This is a genomic window from Bacillus norwichensis (genome assembly GCF_014836955.1).
Lineage (GTDB): Bacteria > Bacillota > Bacilli > Bacillales > Bacillaceae_C > Siminovitchia > Siminovitchia norwichensis.
This window is the reverse complement of the sequence record NZ_JACSPV010000025.1, coordinates 1-20,829: the sequence shown is the minus strand read 5'-3', so window position 1 is coordinate 20,829 and position 20,829 is coordinate 1. Positions and strand designations below refer to the sequence as shown.

Below are 20,829 nucleotides of genomic sequence, written 5' to 3'. Positions count from 1 at the left end.
CAGAAAGGAGAGTTGTCAAATGCTAACTGTAAGAGAGGAAAAACAGCCTCCATCCAACTATAGCGTACCAGTTTCAAGTAAAATTTCGAATATAAACGGATTAAAATGGATGCTCATTCTCGTTCCACTAGCATACATTATCATTTTATTAATTTATCCGATGTATGGATTATTCAAATTAAGCATTATGGATAATAATGGATTTACTTTCCAATACATTCATCATATTTTCTCTAATCCTGTCTATTTAAAGGTTCTTCGGGTTACTTTGAAAATTTCTATCTTAGTTACTGTTATTTCTCTGCTTATTTCTTACCCTATTGCCTACTCGTTAATTAGAGTGCAATCAAAAATATGGAAGAACATTATACTGGCTCTTGCTTTGATTCCTTTCTGGATTAGCCTATTAGTTCGTACCTTTTCCTGGATTGTTGTTTTACAGAATCAGGGAGTCATTAATCAAATCCTTATCGGTTTAGGCATCATAGAGGAGCCGTTAAAGCTTCTATACAGCACTGCTGGTGTAGTGATTGGAATGGTCCATGTTCTTTATCCATTTATGTTTTTTAGCCTTTTTTCAGTCATGAAAGGAATTGACCAGCGGCTTTATCAGGCAGCAGAAGGATTGGGCGCCAGGCCATTCATGGCTTTTTGGCAAATTAATCTTCCGTTGTCGCTACCGGGAATATTAGCAGGTTCATTACTGGTATTTGTCATGAGCTTAGGCTTTTTTATCACCCCAGCACTTTTAGGCGGTGCTAACGAAATGATGATTTCCATGGTGATTGAAAACTATATTAATACAACACTTAACTGGCATTTGGCTTCAGCGTTGTCTCTAATACTCTTTATTGTAACCGTTATCATTTTAACTCTTGCATTTTTTTTACTGCGTAATCATGCAGTTTTAAAGGATGTGATTTAGATATGTGGCTTAAGTGGACTGTAGGAATTATCCTTGCTGCTCTTACTGCACCAATCCTTATCATTTTCATCATGTCCTTTACATCAGTTTCATATTTTCAATTACCGCCGCCTGGATTTTCTACAAAATGGTATCAGACCTTCTTTGAAAACAGTGCGTGGATTGAAAGTTTGTATAGAAGCATGAAGATTGCATTTTTCACAACGGTTTTAGCAACGATTATTGGCACTATTGCAGCGAACGGTGTCATTAGGCTACATTTCCCTGGCAAAAAATTCTTTATGGGACTCATGATTGCTCCGATGCTTATTCCCGTTGTCATCGTGGGCATTGCGCTGTACCGCTTTTTTGCTCCTATACATTTAACAGGAACGATTACTGGGATTGTTTTATCCCATACGGTTCTCGCTGTTCCGATCGTATTTGTCACGGTCTTGGCAAGTTTAAAAGGAATGGATCGTAATCTGGAATTGGCCGCCATGGGTCTTGGTTCCACTCCTATGAATGCCTTTTTTAAAGTAACCGTTCCGTTTATACGGCCATCTTTATTTTCAGGGGCACTGTTTGCATTTCTTATTTCATTAGATGAATTAGTCGTAACTATTTTCTTGGCAGGACCAACCACAAAAACCTTGCCCGTTAAAATGTGGGAGGACCTTCGTACGCAAGTTGAACCGACGGTTGCTGCTATTTCATCCATCTTAATCATCAGCATCATTATCATATACCTGCTGCAAGGCTACATTGCCTCAAATGCAGAAAAAGCAAGAACCAAAAAAATTTAACAATTGGAAGTGATGTTATGTTAAAAAAAGTACTCATGATGGGAGCAATGGCCACCACCATTTCAATGGCCGCAGCTTGCGGAAACAGCAGTTCTGAAAGCGGAAAAGATAAAACTGACACATTGGTGATCACCGATTGGGGAGGAGCCATCACTGAAGCCCGAGAAGATTCCATCTTTGAACCTTTTGAAAAGGAATTCGGCGTCAAAATCCAAGTAGAATCACCTACGGATTACGGAAAATATAAAACTATGGTTGAAAGTGGAAATGTAACCTGGGATGTTGCTAATGTTGGCTCAATGTGGGCTGCGCAGGCAATAAAACAAGATATGTTTGAGCCAATCGATTATGACATTGTCAGTAAAGAGGGATTATTCCCGAACATAGCCAATGAATACTATGTTGGTGCAGAAATGTTCTCAACTGCAATCGCATATAATACGGAAGCTTTTCCTGATGGTAATCACCCAAAAACTTGGGAAGAATTTTGGGATATTGAGAAATTCCCAGGCGTTCGTGCTCTAAGCAAACGACCTTACGATACGATAGAAGCTGCTCTTTTAGCTGACGGTGTCAAACCCGAAAATCTATATCCGTTGGACATAGACCGAGCTTTTAAAAGTTTGGACAAACTGAAATCGCGTACCGAAATTGTATGGTGGGAAGCTGGAGCTCAGCCAGTTGAACTTTTATCCTCCGGGACAGTTGTCGCTACATCTGCCTGGAGCGGACGTATTACTGCGGCAAAAAAAGATGGAGCACCCGTAGATATAGAATATAATCAAGCATTATTAAATAGTGAAGCCTGGTCTATTCCTAAAGGAAGTAAAAATAAAGAATTGGCCATGAAATTCATTAACTTTGCAACAAGAGCTGAACCCCAATCAGCATTCTCTGAAAGTATCGATTACTCTCCTATTAATGAAAAAGCAATTGAATTGTTGCCCAACAATGTGAAAGAAAGGCTTGGTCAGGCTCCTGAAATAGCCGATAAACAAGTACGAGTGAATGAAGAATACTGGGCTGAACATTTTGAAAAGATTAATCAACGATTTCAAGAGTGGCTGCTCAAATAGAGTTGTATAACTATTCCAAATAAGAAGGTGTCTTGAATGGAAGAGAAAAACAGCATAAGTTACTGGCTAAAAACAGCAAATGACGATTTAAGACCACGACAAGCATTAAAAGAATCCATCACAACAGATATAGCTATACTGGGGGCAGGCTTCACAGGTTTATGGACAGCTTATTATTTATTGGAAAAGGATCCCTCATTGAATATAGTCATATTAGAAAAAGAATATGTAGGGTTTGGAGCTTCCGGCAGAAACGGCGGTTGGTGCTCACCTAAATTCTCGGTTAGTCCCGCCACCTGCATAAAAAGATATGGCACAGAAACTGCACGACAAATTCAAATGGCAATGTTTGATTCAGTTACTGAGGTTAAAAGAGTCATTGAAAAGGAGGAGATAGATGCAGATTGGAAATTAGGCGGATCATTGCAAGTCGCACTAGGCGCTCACAATATTCCAACATTGGAAAAGGCAATGAAAACCTATCAAAAGTTAGATTTGGAGAGTCACTTCAAACTGCTTGATCAGGCTCAAACAGATAAACGATTAAAAATCCACGGTACAGCGGGGAGCCTGTTAACAAAAATTTCAGCAGTGCTGAACCCCGGAAAATTAGTAAGGCATCTGGCTAGAACTCTTGAACAAAAAGGGGTGATAATTTATGAAAATACAGAAGTGGTGAAAATTGTCGAAGGCAATGAAAACAAACCTCCCAAACTTGTCGCACACAAAGGGGCTGTAACTGCCAAACATGCCATTGTTTTAGCAGGAGAGGCATATATGTCACAAATGCGAGCTCATCAACGTAACTTAATTCCAATGTACTCCCTCATCACACTCACAGAGCCATTAACAAAGGAACAATGGAATTCGATAGGTTGGGAAGGCAGAGAAACTGTCGGTTCTACACGCCTATCTGTGGATTATTTACAGCGAACAGCTGATGGAAGAATTCTTTTTGGCGGCAGGGGCCAGCCCTATCGTTATGCATCAAAGATAGGTAACTCTTTGGATCTACACGATAAAACACATAATGAATTGAGAGAAAGATTTATTAAATGGTTCCCTTCCTTACAGGACATACGTTTTACAGATGATTGGGGAGGACCAGTCGGTATTACCAGAGACTGGACACCTAACTTTCTATATAATAAAAAATCAAAAGTTGCTAGTGCCTGGGGATATGCTGGGCAAGGCGTATCCACAGCAAACCTTGCTGGGAGGGTTTTGTCAGACCTTATACTAGATAAGAAATCCATAGCAACAGAATTGCCTATGTTCCAGCATACTTCAAGGAAGTGGGAGCCGGAGCCATTTAGATGGATGGGAGTACGTTTTGTCCAATCTGGTCTCTCTCGTATAGATAAAAAAGCAGAGTTAAATGGCAAAGCCCCGAGCGGCAAGACTATAGTAGAACGTTTAAGCAGGAATTGAATATATTTTTCAATGGTAGGGGACGGTTTTTTTAGACATAAAAGAAAATGATTGTCTAAAAATCCCCTAAAATAAACCAGTCGGATATGTTAATTTTTCTCCGACTGTTTTTGAATTTGTAGGATCTCCTCCCGAAGTAGTTGATGGTTGCCTTTGGTTTTGTGCATTAGGCCTTTAACCGGTAACCTGAACAGTTGTCGCACTTTTAAATTTTATAGCTTTTAACATAGCTTAAAGCTTTTTTTGTATTATTGAAACGTTACAGGCACCTGAAAACATCATCATATTCTCAAGAGGTCCGATTTTTTGCGTTTCTAATGCATTTTTATATGTAGATGTTTTCTTTTTTAAATAGGTATTAATAGGGAACAAGATAATCAGATTCGGGCTCTCACGATGGAATACTGGTAGTTTTCCTCACATAGCCTGTATAACTGACAATATTTTTTTGTATCAGTAAAGCAGACTCTGACAATTTATCCATATGAGGAATAAAATAGCGCATTTAACTGGGAGGGTGATGGACTGTATAATAAACGATAAATTAGTTTTATGTGGCTGGCCTATACATTATATTTAGGTTTCAACTGGTCGTTTTTCATAGAGTCTTCATTCATACGCATGAAAATGGCTTCAAAGTCCGTTTTTGAAAAGCTGTTACGGTCCAAATGTCTCATAGTAAAAACGGTATTTGTGGATACGTGGAATACCGTTTTTAATCATCTGTATCGGCTTCCTCAATGCGCCACGGCGCTTCCGAAGTTCTTTCCGAACGGGTACTTCTTCGGCTACGCCGAGTTCTTCCGTCAAGGCATCCACCTTCCTTTAGAGTTGGCCAGCCAATGATAAAGCTGATCAAGAGTCGCTTGCTCTTGTGGCATATCCGCAAGCTCCAAGCTACAATTTCCTGGATATCCTGAACCGTTTCTTTTACCTTCTCTTTTTATTTCTCTTCAAAACGGACGCTGGATTTTTTCCATATAAAAGAATACTTATTGCCAATAGCCCCCAACCTGATACCATCCAAAAAGTAGTTTTCCAATGTAATATGTCCATCTTCAATGGAGGAGCATTCATCAGGTCACTCCGGAAGTCATTGATGGTGCGGAAATCCAGTTGTTGTATGGCGACCAGCCACATGATGGAAGATTTTCTTTGCTCAATTTCTCGGCAAGAATAGATCTTTTGCGAATAGGCATACAAGATAACTTTGAGCATTAATTTTTGAGGGAATGGAGACGTCTACCGCCAGAATAATAGGCGAATAGTTACTCATTAGAGATCGATTCGATTATCTTTATCCACTATTATGGTGTTTGGGGAAAAGCCCTCCACATCCATGATGCAAAGATTTGGGCGGTTGTTATAGGACTTAAATTTACCTCTAATGGAAAAGCCATTTATATGCTAGACTCGCAAGTAATATTCTTCGGATTACTTAAAAGAATCGCCTCCAGGTTATTGTGGTAACTTACATTTTATTAGATGGAACAATTTTTGTATGGACCTTTCGTTATAAAAGAAGAGGCCTGTCACAAAAAGTCAGTTTTCATTGACTTTCTAGATGGCCCCTTGACAAACCCATTTTTCTTGAGTTAAGCATATTTGAGTTCTACTATTCCTTGTATTAGACCATTCCACTTAGCATAATTGACGATTCCTTAATAAACCCTTTCCAACAATCCTCTTTTTTCGCCCATTGTGTAACGTTTTGATCACCAGCAGATTCTCTTAAATAATTTAAGGCATTATTAGCAATAGTTCGGACAATACCTTCCCACTCATTAGGAAGACTTTGTTGTTCCCATATACTCATTAAACTTATTTCTTTTCCATATAAATGATTTAGCATAGCCACTGTATAGTATACTACATTTGCCCTATACCCTTTTAAATTCATACTTTCAACAATCCCAGTTACAAAAGCGTTAATAATTCTTCTAGCAATAAGTTGCTTAAAGTAGTCGCTATCAATGCTTATAATGCTTTTTATTGTTTCATCTTCAACAACGGCACTTTTTTTCCAATATTGGCTATTCAGATCCATAAAGCGTTTAAAAGCCTCTTCTCCACCTTTACTAGAGATATGTGGATAACCTTCCCAAGACATAAAATATTTTGCCATCTCTACCTTTGTTATAACATTTTCTTTTGGGTATATTTTCTTAAAAGCAGTTTGCTCTCTTCCTTTGGAGCGTCTACTAATATCAACCATATACTGTCCACGTGCACGTTCAAAATACCATTTAGACTCCTCTTTACGATTATCTTGCATAGGAATCCATAAATTGCGAGAATGTTTTTCGATATCAGACATAAAGCGAGTATTTGCTAGCAAATCTGATTTGTTAATTTTGTTTTGCGTATTGGCATACTCAGAGATTTTGGCTATCATTTCATCTTCAAAAGCATAATGATCAAATTGATCATTATTATTCTCTGCCTCTACGGGAACATGTATAATTGTCAATTTCGCTTGTATATAGACTCCTTCTAAATCAATATCATTTTTATAAGCTTGATGTATAGAGGCTGTTGTTTGGCCACCATTAACAATTTGCCAATTTGTTAATGTATTAATTTTATAAAGATTAGAGTCTTCAATCTGTTCAATCTCTCCTGCTTTTGCAACACTTGAAATGCCATTATTATAGGCGACAAATAATTCACGTTGACTCTCATCTTTTAGTGTATTTCGGATTCCTTTATTCGTACCTCCGCGTGCTTGTAAAAAAGACCGTACATTTCTCTCTACTAATTTTGGCCCCCAATCATCATATAATTCTGCTAAAAGTTTTGCCGGGATAAAACCAACATAACAATCGATTAACCCTTTTTCAGTTTTATTCGGGACATGCATCATTTGTAATGCTGCGCCATATTCCAAATCAAAGTTAATATCAAATTCTTGTATACCTTGCTCAGCCTCTGACAATCTAAAAATGCGGTCCATATCCCAAACATGTACATTAACTGTTTCTATGCCGGGAATGTTTAAATCAATCGGCTTATTAGAAAGATAAAACTTACTTGTTATTACATAAATATTAATTTCTTCAATCTCATTTTTTTTATCTAAAATCATTTTTGCTACATCATAATATTCAACCGATCGATCTGCTAATTGCAGAATGGATTCTGCATTTGTATAGAAGCGCTTAGCTTTATTCGCGTATTCCTTTAAATATGTCATATTAGCAACTGGCAATTCATCTTCTTCTAAAAATGGCTCATATTCAACTACATACAAGTTTAAAGTATTGATATCTTCTTGATATAAATAACCATTAAGTTGGATCTTTAAATCTTTTTTAACGAAATAAATAATTGCTGGCTCATCTTCTGCATTGATAAAAGGTAGTATTTCCTGTAAAAAAGGCGTTTGCCGGCTTCCTATTACCCGTCCCTTTTGTTCAACCGTGTCAATATATTCATAAAAAAAAGCTAGTTTTCTTTTTGTATCATTCATAATGAATCATCCTTATTTCTTCAAATTGAATATATCTTCCACCGAAACCTCAAATCTTTTACAATGTGACAGATCAATTGAATAAGAAACATTGGTAATTCCAATTGGTAAGTTATTTGATATCAGCTTCGGGAATTCTTCAACTGCATTGTAAGCTAGTTCCTCTTGTACAAAAAAAAGGTTATTATCATATTCTTCGCTCATTACGCCAATCTCAAGTAGTAAATCCTTAAATTTTACCGCTAAAGAAGGTGCCCTGCCAATTAACTGATCTTCAATCATTTCAATCATATTCCACAGCGATTGACCAGTTGTTTCATTAATATCCACTTTTAAAACATATAGAAACAATGTATCAATTACTGGGTTAAGTTCTAATTGCTTTTCATTAGAAATTTTAATCTCATTTCTTATTTTAGGAGGAACCGTTTTAATCTCTACTCCACAATTATTACTAACAAAATCGATTCTGTTTTTTAACGGACCTTTCCAATCTTTAATAATAATAGGTGGTTTTTGCGGGAAAAATTCAAGCCACCTATTAATATAATAAAGCTCGCCAAATAACCCCATCTCTTCCTCTATAGTTAATTTGGTATTTCTCTTTCTCTTAAAGAAATTGTGCCAACGGTCTAAGACTTCATATATTACTGTATAAAGTGGATAATTTTCTTCTATCAAAATATGATCTACAAGATTTTGTAATATCCGTTCAAAAATCTCTTCACTATCCTCAACAACTTGCGAAATTACTATGAAATTCTTTTCTTTCAGTGGGCCAATTTGGGGGAAATATTCTTGATCAATGTCAATACCTCGCCATCTCGGGAAAGACTTCAACTGATCTTCATCCCAACTCTCACTGGTTATATCGATATAAATACGGCGTTGCAAATTGATCAAATCAATTCCAATAAATATAATCGGTTTTTGAAAGTGTATTGGCTCTAGGCGGTAAATTTCATCTGATTTTTCATTTTTTGAGTGTTCTATCAGCAACTTGAATTTTTCGGCGATATTAATCACTACGATCACCCTTACCGACTGTATTGTTGTATATATAATTCTCTTTTTTCTTTACCCTTTCATTTTCAATTCCATCCGATATATCCACAATATCCGGAAATGAAAATGCTAGACCAATCGGTACAAGATTTTGATTAAAATTGATATTTAATTTCTTAAATGACTTGACCTGTGGATGTAATGGGTAAACCAAAAGCAATGGATTTTCATTCATTCTTAGCTCTATATTTGTCTTTTTATCATTAGTTCGATTTTCAATATCAATAAACTCTTGTTTAGCTGCGACAATAGCACCTAAATCTACGACTCCTATTCCTCTGCTTTTATCCTGATCGATACTACGAATGACGGCACTTTCAATCGATACTTTACCTAAATTTACTTTCCATGGTTCGATTCCATTATCTATTGCTTTTTGGCTGTTTAAAGTAGATCTGGTTATATCAACAACCGCAACATTAAATCTCTTAAACCTGTTCTTTTCATTCATATTAATAATATAATCTGCGATTTTCTTGCTATTAACGATTCGCGCTGAAGAGATAGTTTTATACTTTTTTAAAAAATTAATGATAGTGTGACTAGGTACCTCTTTAGCAATATGATACTTAGTGTTATTTGCGGTTATTGTAAATTCTTGTTCTATACTATTAATAAACTCAACCGCAGCAGACATATTATTCGTATAGAATTCCTTATTTTTTTCAAAGCTACGGGTTTGTTGCATTGTTCCCGTATAGGAAATAGGCGACTCAGCCGTACCCATTTTTGCCGGACTAGTAACTTTCATTGTGTGATGGGTTAACATTTTTATAGCATATTCTTCCGGCGATAGGCCTTGTTCGGCAACTTTTTCGAACTCATCTCTTAACTTCTTCATCACGCCAGCAAGGTATTCAAAGTTCTCTGCAATATCTTTACTAGTATAGATTCGACAAAGATCCATATACCCGTTACGAAAGCCAAACCAGCGTCCCATCTGCATTAAAGTGTCGTACATAGAACTCCCACGATAATAATATGAAATTGTTAAACCTTCTAATGTTAATCCACGTGAGAGTTTATTTCCTCCAATTACTATTACATTTAGTCCATTTTCTTTATATTTGTCATACTCAAGGGCATCTTCACTTTCTCCGTTAATCTCCATGACTTCTACCTTGCCTGCTATAACTTTAATTTGTTTATAGATATCTTCCCATGCATACACACTAAAATGTCGAGAAGGCTCAAAACTACATTGTACCTCCACAAAGTCATTTTCATACATTTCCTGGAGTTTCTCTATATATCCGCTTTTACGATTATATAATAAGTCATTTGATAGCTTATTATAGAAATCATTAACTACTTCATACATAGAATTTTGAACATCTGTAAGTCTTGAAGTATGGATTAACATTGAATTATGTTCACTAACCTGTCCTCTTAAGTTTCTTATTGCTGTGGTTAGTAAGAAGGCTAAGATTGCTTCCTCCATAGTCTCGGGAACTTCAGTAAATAACTCAGCATCATCTTTTGTTCTCATTTTGTCTAATACTACTGTGTCCTTTTCGCTCAAGTACCTTATAAACATTGGTTTATTGTCTTCTAAATAACCTGATGTATTGAAATATTCATCGGGTCCACAATACCCCTCTGGTTTAGGCAATGCGACTACAAAATCTTTAGGATATAAATCTTTTCCAACTTCAGGATGTTTTACATCTGCTCTTATCAGCAGATTAGCAAAAGGTGTAGCCGTGTATCCTACATACGACTTTTTATTAAACAAACATAGAAGTTCCCTAATCTGTTGATTAATTTTAGTTGGAGTCTCCGTCTTTTTTCCAGAAGCATCTACGCTAGCTTGATCAGCTTCATCATCTATGATTAATGTTGGCGGATTAACACCTGAGTGGTTAATGCTATTACTTAGCAAATCAATCAATTGAGGCAATACATCTTTTTGTTTTTTTACAACAAGTAAAATTGGCTTATCTAAGTTTTTTATACCAATCGCATTATTACTAGATATATCATCTTGAACTGTAGTCCATGTTTCAATTTGTGTACCGCCTGTATGAACTGCTGCAACACCTTGTTTTTCACCAGTGATTCTATCGACAGTGCCAACTACTTCTTTTTCTAGACGAAGTTGCGTTTGAGAACGCAAATCATTATGCATGCCTGCCAAAACAATTACTAGTTTGTAGCCCACATCAAATGCTTTGTTAATTAAACCTGTAAAATTTGCTGTCTTCCCGGATTGTACATAGCCTAACACTAATCCCCTTTTATCAAATGACTTTATGCTTTTTGGATTTCCAATGTATTTTAAAATTTCAGTAGTTGTTATATCAATTGTTTCTATTGTTTTATCAGGCCATTTTTTAATACCTTTTAAATATTTTTCATACCGATGCCAAAAATAAGGGAATCTGGGCTGTTTATTATCAAACCAAGGAACATTGTCACTGCTTCTAATTGAAATTGCTTTGCGAACATCTATAGAGCCATATTTTGAGTAGGCCTCTAACGAAAGACTTTCCCATTCATTGGAATTTAAATCACCATAATCACTAATGATTTTTTCTTTAGCTGTTTGCATTGCATTATCCAGAGGTTTTGCAATGCCATTATTCTTAAGAGTTGTGAATAAACTACCTACTATCCCCAGGTACTCCTCACGGATTATTTGGTTCATTTATATTCACTTCTTTCTCAATAACTTTTTTAATCGTATCAATTTCTATACCTTCAAAGCCACTCATCATAGAGATTGTTTCCGCTACTTTTTCAGCGTCTAATTCAATATCTGTGCTAAATAAAATTTCCGCATAATCGATTATTAACTTCCTTGACTTCCCATCAACTTGCTGTCTCTCCTTTTTTACCATATTGCCACTCTTTAAGAGGTTATTAGGTGAGCCTAATTCAATTAGTTTTAGATAAATGTTAATTTTTCTCCTTACGTTGTTATCAACAGTTTTCAGAATATCGGTTAAAACAGGATGTGTTCTGTTTAATAAATAAGCGCTATCTATATTATCTGTTGCAAGTTCCCATGTATTTAAAGTACCTTTGATTTTTCCGCCTGTACGAGTAGTTTTTGTACGATATAGCATCATCTCTTGTGATATCTGCCTATAATACTTTGCTATTGCTTTTAAATCTTCTTTAATTTCATCAGGAATAAAAATTGTTGATTTTTTTACATCAATCTTCCAATCATTATCTGCTGCATTAGAAAACTCTATTTTAATTCTAACTAATTCTGACGGTACATCCTTTGGAAACATTCCAAACCAATCTCCGAAACTAACCATTCGATTTTCCCTATAAATATAGAAGCCTTGTTGATCACGCCATCCCTTTACACCACCTGCATATTTATAATCAACTTGATTAAAGGTTGATGGATGGGGCAATACATAGGGTGTGATTCTAATTATGTTTTTATTCACTCTTAAAATTTGCTCTTCCCCCTCAATCCTTCTAGAATTCCCTTCTAAGAAGGGATTCCAGGGGCATAAAGCGTTGCCGTTAATCGTTATTAATAAGTATTTCTCCAACATCACATGAAAAACCATTTCTAAATATTTGTGTATGCGCCTTACTTTTGAATAATAGCTATCTTGTTTCAATACTTTGTGACTGCCATAGCCACAAAAACGATCCAGTCTATCTATGAAAACAATAGTTCCGCTGTTACCCTCTACTTGACCGACTCTATTTCTTACCTCATTTGGAACAGATTTATGTAAGAGCCATTCATTTTTATCACTTACATAATCTAAGTCCCAACAGCGTTCAGAGGTTACCCCATCTTTTTTTGTAATGACACACAATCGTTTCCCCATAGAAAACGAAGCCGTTTTAAGTCCCATTCCAAACCGTCCCAGCTCTTCCTTAGCTCTCTTGTCTCTGGGGTCTTTCGAGCCAATAGTCATTGCCTTCTGTAATTCCCCTTCTGTCATACCTATTCCATTATCCGCTATTCTGATATAGCCATCTCCCATGTCATATTCAAATTCAATATCAATGTAATCTGCTTTTGCATCAACACTATTATCTACAATATCCGCAATTGCAGTTTGTGCATTGTATCCAATACTTCTTAGAGCTTGAATTACTGGTGCAGCAGAAGGTTGTGTATGAATCTCCAAAAAAATTACCACCCAATTTTTTACTTTTATATTATTCTAACAAACTTACAATTAAAAAACAGCAAACCATTCCAAATGGATTGCTGCTTCTTTACTATCTAAATTCATCTTTTAAACATTTTTTAGGTTTTTCCCCTAAATAATATAAAATTTGTTCTGCCATTGCTCTAGCCATTAATGGTGGTACTGCATTACCGATTTGTTGATATTGCTTATCCTTAGAGCCTTTAAAAAGAAAATTATCCTTAAAAGATTGTAGTCTAGCAGCTTCCCTTATACTTAGAGCTACTGCATTGATAGGATGTTGCCACATAGACTTTCGAACATTAATCACCGTTGGAGACGGAATATCATAATCTAATCTTAAATAGATAGTATTTTGAGTTCTAGCTACATCAGTATAGGAAACTTCCTGGAGTTCTTTCGATAGGCTATGGAAATTTCTACCTCCACTTTTCTTAATCTCTTCAAATCTTTGTTTACTTAACGCCCCACTGTCTGTATTGACATGATTATAAATTACTTTTGATTTCATCCCAGAACGATAATAATTTTGCATAATAGTTTTATTCTGCTCAACACTGTAATCTAGGATATTTTCTGTAATATCCTTAATAGGAGCAATGTTTTCTAGATCTCCAATTGCGTCTTTTACAGTAAAACCTTTTTGCGTATATTTTTTCGGGAAAACCACTTCATTACAATGCGTTGCACCTGATTCAATACCTAAGATCATAAATCTTTGACGCTTTTGTGGAACAAAATAGTGATTAGAATTAAGTGTTCCCATAGTAATTCTATACCCTAAATGCTTGAAGAATTTTTCTAGATAGGAAACAATGTTATAGGATTTGACAGCAACTATTACTTTTAATTTTTTATCTCCAATTACTTCGGGGTCTCCGGATGTTAAAATTTTTTCTACTTCAATTTCCTTTAAGAACCGCAACAATTGATTAAAATCAATAAAAATTTCAAGTTTGTCTAACATTTTTTTGTTGTCGGTATTTCTTCCGTAAGCAATCTCTTTAAAGGTATTAATAGTATTGTTTATTATATCTGACAATTCTCTTTCATTATTCAATTTTTCAGATTCATATTTCTCCAGAGAGTTAATAATTTGAAAAATCTCTTTTAATTCTTTCTTTTTCTTATCAGAAGTTGGATTATAGGGTTCTGTTTTCTTTAACTTACGAAATACACTTCTAATTCTTGATAGCTCAACCTCATTTGAAATGAGTGGTTTAACATGCCTCATCTTTACAATTCGAGTGATTAAGTCTCTGTATTCTACTTTATCTGTCTCAAGGAGTATTAATTTATCATCTTCCCAGAACGGATCTTCACTGCCATTTATCTTCTTTAAGTGTTTCTCAGAACTGTAAGCACAGATCGAATGATCATTATGCTCTGTAACAAAAAACTTATGCTTATTAGAATTCATTGCCTTAACATTTTCCATTAGAAAAGCTACAGGCCTAATTTCATCTATTGCGCGTGCATACTCCTTGACAAGCTGATTATTACCTGAAATCAAATAATTCTTTTGCCTATTAGCATTTGAGAAGCCTTGGCACGGCGGCCCACCGATCACGACGGTTTTCGAACGATCTATTCCTTTTTCGTTCATGAATTTATTGAAATCAATTGAAGTTATGTCACTTTCTTCTCTATCAGAAGATCTAATTATTAATTCTTTGTCATTTTGGTGATTATATATAAATGTTTCAACAGCTTCTTTATTAATTTCTACAGCTCCAACTATTTTAAATCTCCCAGTTTGCTCAAATCCGTTACTCAGACCACCTGCCCCTGCAAATAAATCTATTAGATTATACTTATTTTCATTCGCACTCAAATTCTATCGCTCCTAAATAAAACCTTCTACAAGCAGCATATACCATCCAACCACAGAACACAATAAAAAAGCGAACGTATTTTCCTACAAAAGATTGATTAAGATAAGCACCAAAGGATAGATCCTGCGCTTCTGAAAAAAGGAAGGCCTAAATATGCTACACTAAGTTGGATTGAAAAAATAAGTGGATGTTAACTTTGATGAAATTGGTGAATCTCATGTAGATATTGATTTAATCTGCCAACTCGTCTTTCATACTTTCAAAATTTCATTCTAGAGCTTCATCACTCGTTTTAAAAAAACGATAAATCCTTTGGATTATGAAACTGTTTCCAATCTCTTTCACCTATAAATTTTACTGCCACAAATCACCCATACCTTCACCTACTCTATTAAAATTGTAACAACTTTCTTCTTAGTGAATCGTCACTTGCATAGATAAATAACCCTTTTATACCTCGTTTCATAAGAATATTGATTGAATTCAGTATAATTCTTTCTTTAGCCTTCTCAACATTACCAACTCCATCAGTACCTGTATATGCTCCTGTATCTTTATATAACTCTGTTTTAATGACTAACTGTTCTTTTTCCACATCGTAAGTAACAGAAGGACCTAGAATTACCCCTACATAATTTAAGTCGAACCCTTGTACTGTATAAATAGAGCCTGCTTCTCTAACGGTTGTTTCTTTCTCTGCCCAAGTAGAATTTCTATCTGTAATATTCCATGGAATTTGATATTCTCCCTGATCTTCCGTTATGTAGTACACCTCTCCGTCCTTTTTGTGAACATAATCGAATGTAGATACTACACGGCTTAATCCATGTTGAGTGTCTTTCAGAATTATAGCTTCATGCATATCCTTTAATGATTTAAAAACTTTTATTTCATATGTACTGTCTTGTGGTATTGGCAGTACACGCTTTTGTTTAAAATTTTTTATCCACTCTAGTATTTCATCATTTGCATGCATTCTAAACTGATTCGTTAGTTCATATCGTTCATGATGTGAACTTTTGTCGATTAGATTTTGCAACGTTTTCTCTTCCCATAAACTTTTTAACTTTAGAACTTGATCTTGATCATAAACCATGACAACCACTTTTGCTAATTTCAATAATTCTTCTAAATGGTTGTCTGAGTGAAAATTATTGTATTTATCTTGTCGGGTTAACAACAAGTGAGCTTCATCTACCAAAATAATATCTACTTTCTTGTTCTGTTTTTTTAATCGATTAATCAAAGGTGTCGGCTTATCAAAATCTTTAATCCTCAAATGTTTTAGCTGAGCTGCAATTCCTTTATATGTTTTATACATCTCTTCATGATTAACAATTAGATAATTCTCCGTTTGAAATAAAGGAGAAGAAGCTTCAGTTTTATATTCTTGTATCGTGTTAAAAATTGAACTTAATACAACACTTTTTCCAACACCCGCTTCACCTTCAACTAAAAACAAACTTCCATACTCGATATTATTTTCCACTTCAATTTGTTGCTCACAAAATTGTATGACTTTTTCCTTTAAATCTAATTGTTCCAACGATAATTCTTTAAATGGAGATATTTTAAAGATATCTTTATTTTCTATAACATGCTGTGGATTGTTAACAATTCCATTTTCATATAATTTTCCCCACAACTCATCAAACACCGGTTTGTCATAATAAGGTTTATTATAATAATTATGAGTAAGATCACTTGCAATCTTACTTTTATTTTGAAGTGTATATTTTTCATCACCTAAAAAGTAGTTGATCAGCTTTGTTTCTAAATGAAATGTTGCGGATTGATTAAATTTTTCATGTTTTATTAAATGCATTTTATCTAACTTTTTACGAACTTTATCTTTTATGTGTGCTTGCATTCTTCGCTTAAAGTAAACAGTTTCGCCAATATAAGCTTCCTTAGCATTATTCAATATATACACTACTGGGTAATTCACATATGATGCCGCATTGTTAATTTTTTTTATTTCTTTCTCCGCAAAGTCCCATGTCACTACCTCTACATTCCCCACTAATTTTCACCCACTCACAAAAACAATAGATCATTATTTCGTTAATTTTTAAATACCAAAATTATTATATAACTTACATTATCATAAATTAATGAACGACATAACCAAAAGGGGCAGAGGTAAGATTTTTAAATTAGAAAGTTTTGAGCAAACCTCGCCGTGTTCTAATTTTTCTCCCTAGCTTCTAATGGTTTTAAATAGGAAATACACCTATTTACCGTTGGACGGTAAAGTATATGGGGGAAACCATAAAGAGACTGAGAATAAGAAATCAATTCTCACAGGTGGATCTGGCGTGGCGTTCTTCTCTTAATAATAAGAAGATAAAAAGACTGGGCACGATCCAACAGGAGCCCCTCGCCAGCACCATTATCGCTCTCGCTGCCGCTTTGGAATTGGATCCCTCCAAATGGTGACAAAAATCAAAATAAGTGCTTCGTTCTAAAATAATTCATAGAACAAAGCACTTATTTTAAAGTATTTCAAAACAATTCCTTACCATCACAGCTAGTGACCCTTTTGATAATCATTCGTGAAGCATTACATTATTGATTTGTAAAAATGTCAGATAAAATATCCTGAGTGGGAATAAAATCAACTCATGGTTTTTTACAGTATTTATTAACTTCTTGACTAAAAGTAATGACAAGGTGCTAATTTCTTTTCCAATACTTATAATATGATAGTTCTTATGAAGCTCTAAATTCAAGCTTTAAAGATTTTGGGCCCCTCGTGTACAATCCGTGTTCAGCATATACAAAGTTTTTCTCATATTCCAAATTTTTAAGCTTGTCCAGTATAATATTGGCAACAAGCTCCAACTGAATAAGAGAAAGTGAGGCTCCCACACACGTATGTGTCCCATACCCAAATGATAGATTTTGTGAATGGGTACTGAATACTTTTTGATGATTTAATTCTCTATAAATGTTAAATCTATCAGGCTCAGTGAAAAACTCCAGATCTCTGTTTGCCGCTCCTATCATACATATAATTAGAGCATCTTTAGGCAAAGGAATGTTTCTAATTTCCGTGTTATCAGCAAGTTGTCTCGGTATAAATTGGACTGGAGATTTAAATCTAAGTGTTTCTCTCTGATTCCATTTTTTAGCAACTTTCGATCTTTTTCAACTTTGGCAAATTGATCAGGGTTTTCAAGTAAATGATAAAATAGTAAAGCTAATGTTTTATCTACTGGTTCAGTAGCTGCTAACAAGATATTGAGTGTTAATGCTAAAATTTCTTGAGAAGTCATTTTCGTATCAGTAGTCTCGGATTGATGAAGCAGAGAAATTAAATCTAAATGTCTGGAATTTTTTCTTTCCTCAATGATTGGCAATAGATATTTTTCTAACTGTTCACTGCACCAAAATGAATACTCTTGTTCCTCTTTCGTTTGATTAAAGGAAGTTATAAAATTAGCAATTCCTTGATACCATTCAGCAATCTTATTTTGATTTTTTCCTTTTTTTAAATAGGGATTTAATATCAATCATGAATGGTGCAGGCTAATCGTCCTTTAGCTTGTTTCTTATTCACATCAAAGATCGGTGTACCTGTAAATCCAAACCATGTAGAATTTGGAAAGAAGCCCTTATCACTTCCATCCCTTCTGCACTTAATGCTCGATGGCATTCATCTACGATAAACACAATATGTTGTCCAAGGATTTAAACCGTTCGTTCTTTTACATTCTCAATGTCACAATAGGCGGAGTGAACCAAGCTCCAACGAGTTCACCTTCATGTACTTGCGGAGGTTGGCAATGTAGACTTGCATTTCCATATCGTTTCACTTCCTTATTTTTAAAAAATGGGCACAAAAAAGCAGTAAAGAATCATTGTCTACTGCAAAAAAGTTTATCGACTTGCAAATGCTTCTCTAATTTCATTATCGCTTTTTTCCAGTTCTTTTTTATCTGAAAAGTAAAAGCTCAGATTTGTCTCACTACAAAATTGTTCATATAGTTCCGGACGTAGTGATTGTGCTTTATTACTATTCTCAATTCTACGTCTTTTGGGTGATCCATCAGATTTTCTACCGTTACGACGTATTTCATAGCAGTATACTGCATTAGGATTATTTCCCTCTGCACGACTACCAATTAACTTTCTTTCTGTATCACTTTTCGTAATTATTTTTTCTTTAGGAATAAAATCAGAAAAAATTCGAGAAAAATCTTTGAATAAATCTCTCATTGCATTTCCACTTTCTACATCAAAAAAATCACAAAACTCTATTACATTGTTAAAACGAACTTCGTAGAAATCAACATATCCTTTAATGGAATGATTAGTATTGTTATTTTTTACAAATTCAACTTTTGCTTTAGCATACTTACTTGGTTTTCGTTCCTTTTCTTTATACAGAGTTAATATGACAATATACCGTTCTTTTTTGTATTTAAAGATAAATGAATCAATAATCCATTTCTTTTTTTCCATATCTTTTAATAAAAGTGGTAAATTTTTAAAACGTATTTCGGTTTTTTTGTTCTTCAAAATCATCCCCCCCATTTTTGGAGCCTATTATATCATAATATTCACTCCTATCACTGAGTTACTTGTTGTTTGAAAGTATAAGAAAATGCTTCTACCTTATTGAAGAATAGATGTGAATATTACGCCCCAATAATTCGATTAAAAAGATTCAACAGTACATTTTTTACGCCGCCAGCATTAAAGACTAGACCAACAACGATCAAGGCAATATTCAAAAGGCCAATCAGCTTAGAAAACTCACGCTTAAAACTTCGTACCATGTACATGACTAAAATGTTCTTTTAAATTACTCTGACTAAATAACATGAGGAGAAAAAATCTCGGATGTTAACTATAAAAGCAGGCTGTAAAATCCCTATTGATTCTTAAACGTTTTCAAAAAATCATTGAGCAATTTCTGTTGTTCAGGTGTCAAAGACTTTGTAGTTTCCAAGAGTTGTGCAAGGTTTGGCGGAAGTTCTTTCCTTCACAAAAAAATACCACAGTCTAAATGACTATGGTAGCCTCCCTAAATTTCAGATTTTTATTAAGATACCTTTACTATACCATTGAGATTAAGATATGAGCTTTATACTAAGAACCACATAATACTAGAAAAAACCTGTCGGATCCTCATCTACATCAATACTTACAGCTGATTGTCTATACTCCAATAGTTCATTGTCAACCTTTTCATCTCTTAAGTTATATTTACTTAAGTACTGCCTTCTGCTCTCTAGCATTTCTATATATTCATAAAAAATAAAGGTGTCCCTTTCAATATTAAACCTCAACATTTGATCATTCTTATAATATTTATCAAGATCACTATGAAAGTCTTGTTTTTCCATTGTATTTAATTCTTTGTATAATTTGTTTCTATTATATGCTTTTACCGTACCATCAAAATACTTGTAATCCTTTTTAATTAGGCTATTAATATAATCTAAAACCTTTTCTTTAAAGCCTTTTTCAATCGAGTCAATATAAGAAACATACCCTAAAATTTTAGAACTTTCTTTATAATCACCAGAAACAATTGATTTATGAATCATTGCTCTAACTTTTTTCTTTAAGGTTTTATTAACCTTTAGTTGCCTTCTACTATCGATAGTTATTCCAGTTATATTTTTATGAGAAATAGGAGACAGGAATCTTATTTTTGATTTATTTAATTCAAACCCTTCATCTTCCAATATTTCCTTTATCACATTAAATAAATTTTTCAGTATCTCTTTATTATCACATGAAAAAGTTAAATCATCTGCATATCTAGTATAAATAATATCCCTTTTTCCACACAGTCCCTGTAATCTCCTATCCAAACTATAACATACCAAGTTTGACAAATAAGGTGAAGTAACACCACCCTGTGGTAAAGAACCATTGAGTGTACAAAGGTTTGCTAAAACGTTAGAAATAACATTATTGTAACCTGTGTTTTTGAAAATATAGAAAACTCTCTCTTTAGAAATAGAAGGAAAAAAGTCTTTTATATCTAACTGAAGAAGATACAGACTGTATGTATGAGGGTTTGTCAAATAAAGTGTGTAAGTACACTTTATTCAAGGTATCTTAAAACCCTATCTTTCAGTTCGTCGTGAAGG

Annotated in this window: 15 protein-coding genes and 2 pseudogenes; 4 read left to right on the top strand and 13 right to left on the bottom strand. The window is 34.4% G+C overall.

Features of this window, described 5'->3' with window-relative positions; all coding sequences use genetic code 11:
* The first annotated feature begins 19 nt into the window (after positions 1-19).
* The 4 genes from H9631_RS13890 to H9631_RS13875 are packed head-to-tail and all read left to right on the top strand — an operon-like array spanning position 20 to position 4,217.
* Positions 20-925, top strand: coding sequence for an ABC transporter permease (locus H9631_RS13890; RefSeq protein WP_191813765.1), 906 nt, complete (start codon positions 20-22; stop codon positions 923-925).
* A 2-nt stretch (positions 926-927) separates the two neighbouring features.
* Positions 928-1,710 carry an ABC transporter permease gene (locus H9631_RS13885; RefSeq protein WP_191813763.1) on the top strand — a complete coding sequence of 261 codons (783 nt, stop codon included), beginning with the start codon at positions 928-930 and terminating at the stop codon, positions 1,708-1,710.
* 17 nt (positions 1,711-1,727) lie between these two features.
* Positions 1,728-2,786: a polyamine ABC transporter substrate-binding protein gene (locus tag H9631_RS13880; protein ID WP_191813761.1), complete on the top strand. Its 1,059-nt coding sequence runs from the start codon at positions 1,728-1,730 to the stop codon at positions 2,784-2,786.
* A 36-nt stretch (positions 2,787-2,822) separates the two neighbouring features.
* Positions 2,823-4,217 carry an NAD(P)/FAD-dependent oxidoreductase gene (locus H9631_RS13875; RefSeq protein ID WP_191813759.1) on the top strand — a complete coding sequence of 465 codons (1,395 nt, stop codon included), beginning with the start codon at positions 2,823-2,825 and terminating at the stop codon, positions 4,215-4,217.
* A 657-nt stretch (positions 4,218-4,874) separates the two neighbouring features.
* On the opposite strand, the gene H9631_RS13870 is transcribed toward H9631_RS13875, so the two are convergent.
* The 13 genes and pseudogenes from H9631_RS13870 to H9631_RS13815 all read right to left on the bottom strand — a co-directional run bounded on the left by H9631_RS13870 (position 4,875) and on the right by H9631_RS13815 (position 20,763).
* Positions 4,875-5,027 carry a hypothetical protein gene (locus H9631_RS13870; RefSeq protein ID WP_191813757.1) on the bottom strand — a complete coding sequence of 51 codons (153 nt, stop codon included), beginning with the start codon at positions 5,025-5,027 and terminating at the stop codon, positions 4,875-4,877.
* A gap of 120 nt (positions 5,028-5,147) precedes the next feature.
* A pseudogene (locus H9631_RS22880) lies at positions 5,148-5,441 on the bottom strand (transposase); the annotation flags it as partial.
* 403 nt (positions 5,442-5,844) lie between these two features.
* Positions 5,845-7,686, bottom strand: a complete 1,842-nt coding sequence (locus H9631_RS13860) for an AIPR family protein (protein ID WP_191813753.1) — start codon at positions 7,684-7,686, stop codon at positions 5,845-5,847.
* Between the two features lie 12 nt (positions 7,687-7,698).
* Complete coding sequence (locus H9631_RS13855; protein WP_191813751.1) at positions 7,699-8,712, bottom strand: PD-(D/E)XK motif protein; 1,014 nt, start codon at positions 8,710-8,712, stop codon at positions 7,699-7,701.
* The gene (locus H9631_RS13850; protein WP_191813749.1) at positions 8,705-11,398 is read right to left on the bottom strand and encodes a Z1 domain-containing protein; all 2,694 of its coding nucleotides are present in this window, start codon (positions 11,396-11,398) and stop codon (positions 8,705-8,707) included. Before H9631_RS13850 ends, H9631_RS13855 begins: the two co-directional genes overlap by 8 nt.
* Positions 11,379-12,860, bottom strand: a complete 1,482-nt coding sequence (locus H9631_RS13845) for an ATP-binding protein (protein WP_225221043.1) — start codon at positions 12,858-12,860, stop codon at positions 11,379-11,381. The genes H9631_RS13850 and H9631_RS13845 overlap by 20 nt, the downstream gene beginning before the upstream one ends.
* A gap of 94 nt (positions 12,861-12,954) precedes the next feature.
* Positions 12,955-14,718 (bottom strand): DNA cytosine methyltransferase, encoded by a 1,764-nt coding sequence (locus H9631_RS13840; RefSeq protein ID WP_225221042.1) that lies wholly within the window; start codon positions 14,716-14,718, stop codon positions 12,955-12,957.
* 392 nt (positions 14,719-15,110) lie between these two features.
* The gene (locus H9631_RS13835; RefSeq protein WP_191813744.1) at positions 15,111-16,742 is read right to left on the bottom strand and encodes a DUF2075 domain-containing protein; all 1,632 of its coding nucleotides are present in this window, start codon (positions 16,740-16,742) and stop codon (positions 15,111-15,113) included.
* A 689-nt stretch (positions 16,743-17,431) separates the two neighbouring features.
* Positions 17,432-17,800 (bottom strand): cytochrome P450, encoded by a 369-nt coding sequence (locus H9631_RS22875; RefSeq protein ID WP_191813833.1) that lies wholly within the window; start codon positions 17,798-17,800, stop codon positions 17,432-17,434.
* Positions 17,737-18,234, bottom strand: a complete 498-nt coding sequence (locus tag H9631_RS22610; protein WP_191813742.1) for a cytochrome P450 — start codon at positions 18,232-18,234, stop codon at positions 17,737-17,739. The genes H9631_RS22875 and H9631_RS22610 overlap by 64 nt, the downstream gene beginning before the upstream one ends.
* Positions 18,234-18,412: pseudogene (locus tag H9631_RS22375) on the bottom strand (DEAD/DEAH box helicase family protein); the annotation flags it as partial. The gene H9631_RS22610 and the pseudogene H9631_RS22375, both read right to left, overlap by 1 nt.
* A gap of 189 nt (positions 18,413-18,601) precedes the next feature.
* The gene (locus H9631_RS13820; protein ID WP_225221041.1) at positions 18,602-19,243 is read right to left on the bottom strand and encodes a DUF6037 family protein; all 642 of its coding nucleotides are present in this window, start codon (positions 19,241-19,243) and stop codon (positions 18,602-18,604) included.
* A 590-nt stretch (positions 19,244-19,833) separates the two neighbouring features.
* Positions 19,834-20,763, bottom strand: a complete 930-nt coding sequence (locus H9631_RS13815; RefSeq protein ID WP_191813740.1) for a reverse transcriptase domain-containing protein — start codon at positions 20,761-20,763, stop codon at positions 19,834-19,836.
* Positions 20,764-20,829: the final 66 nt, after the last annotated feature.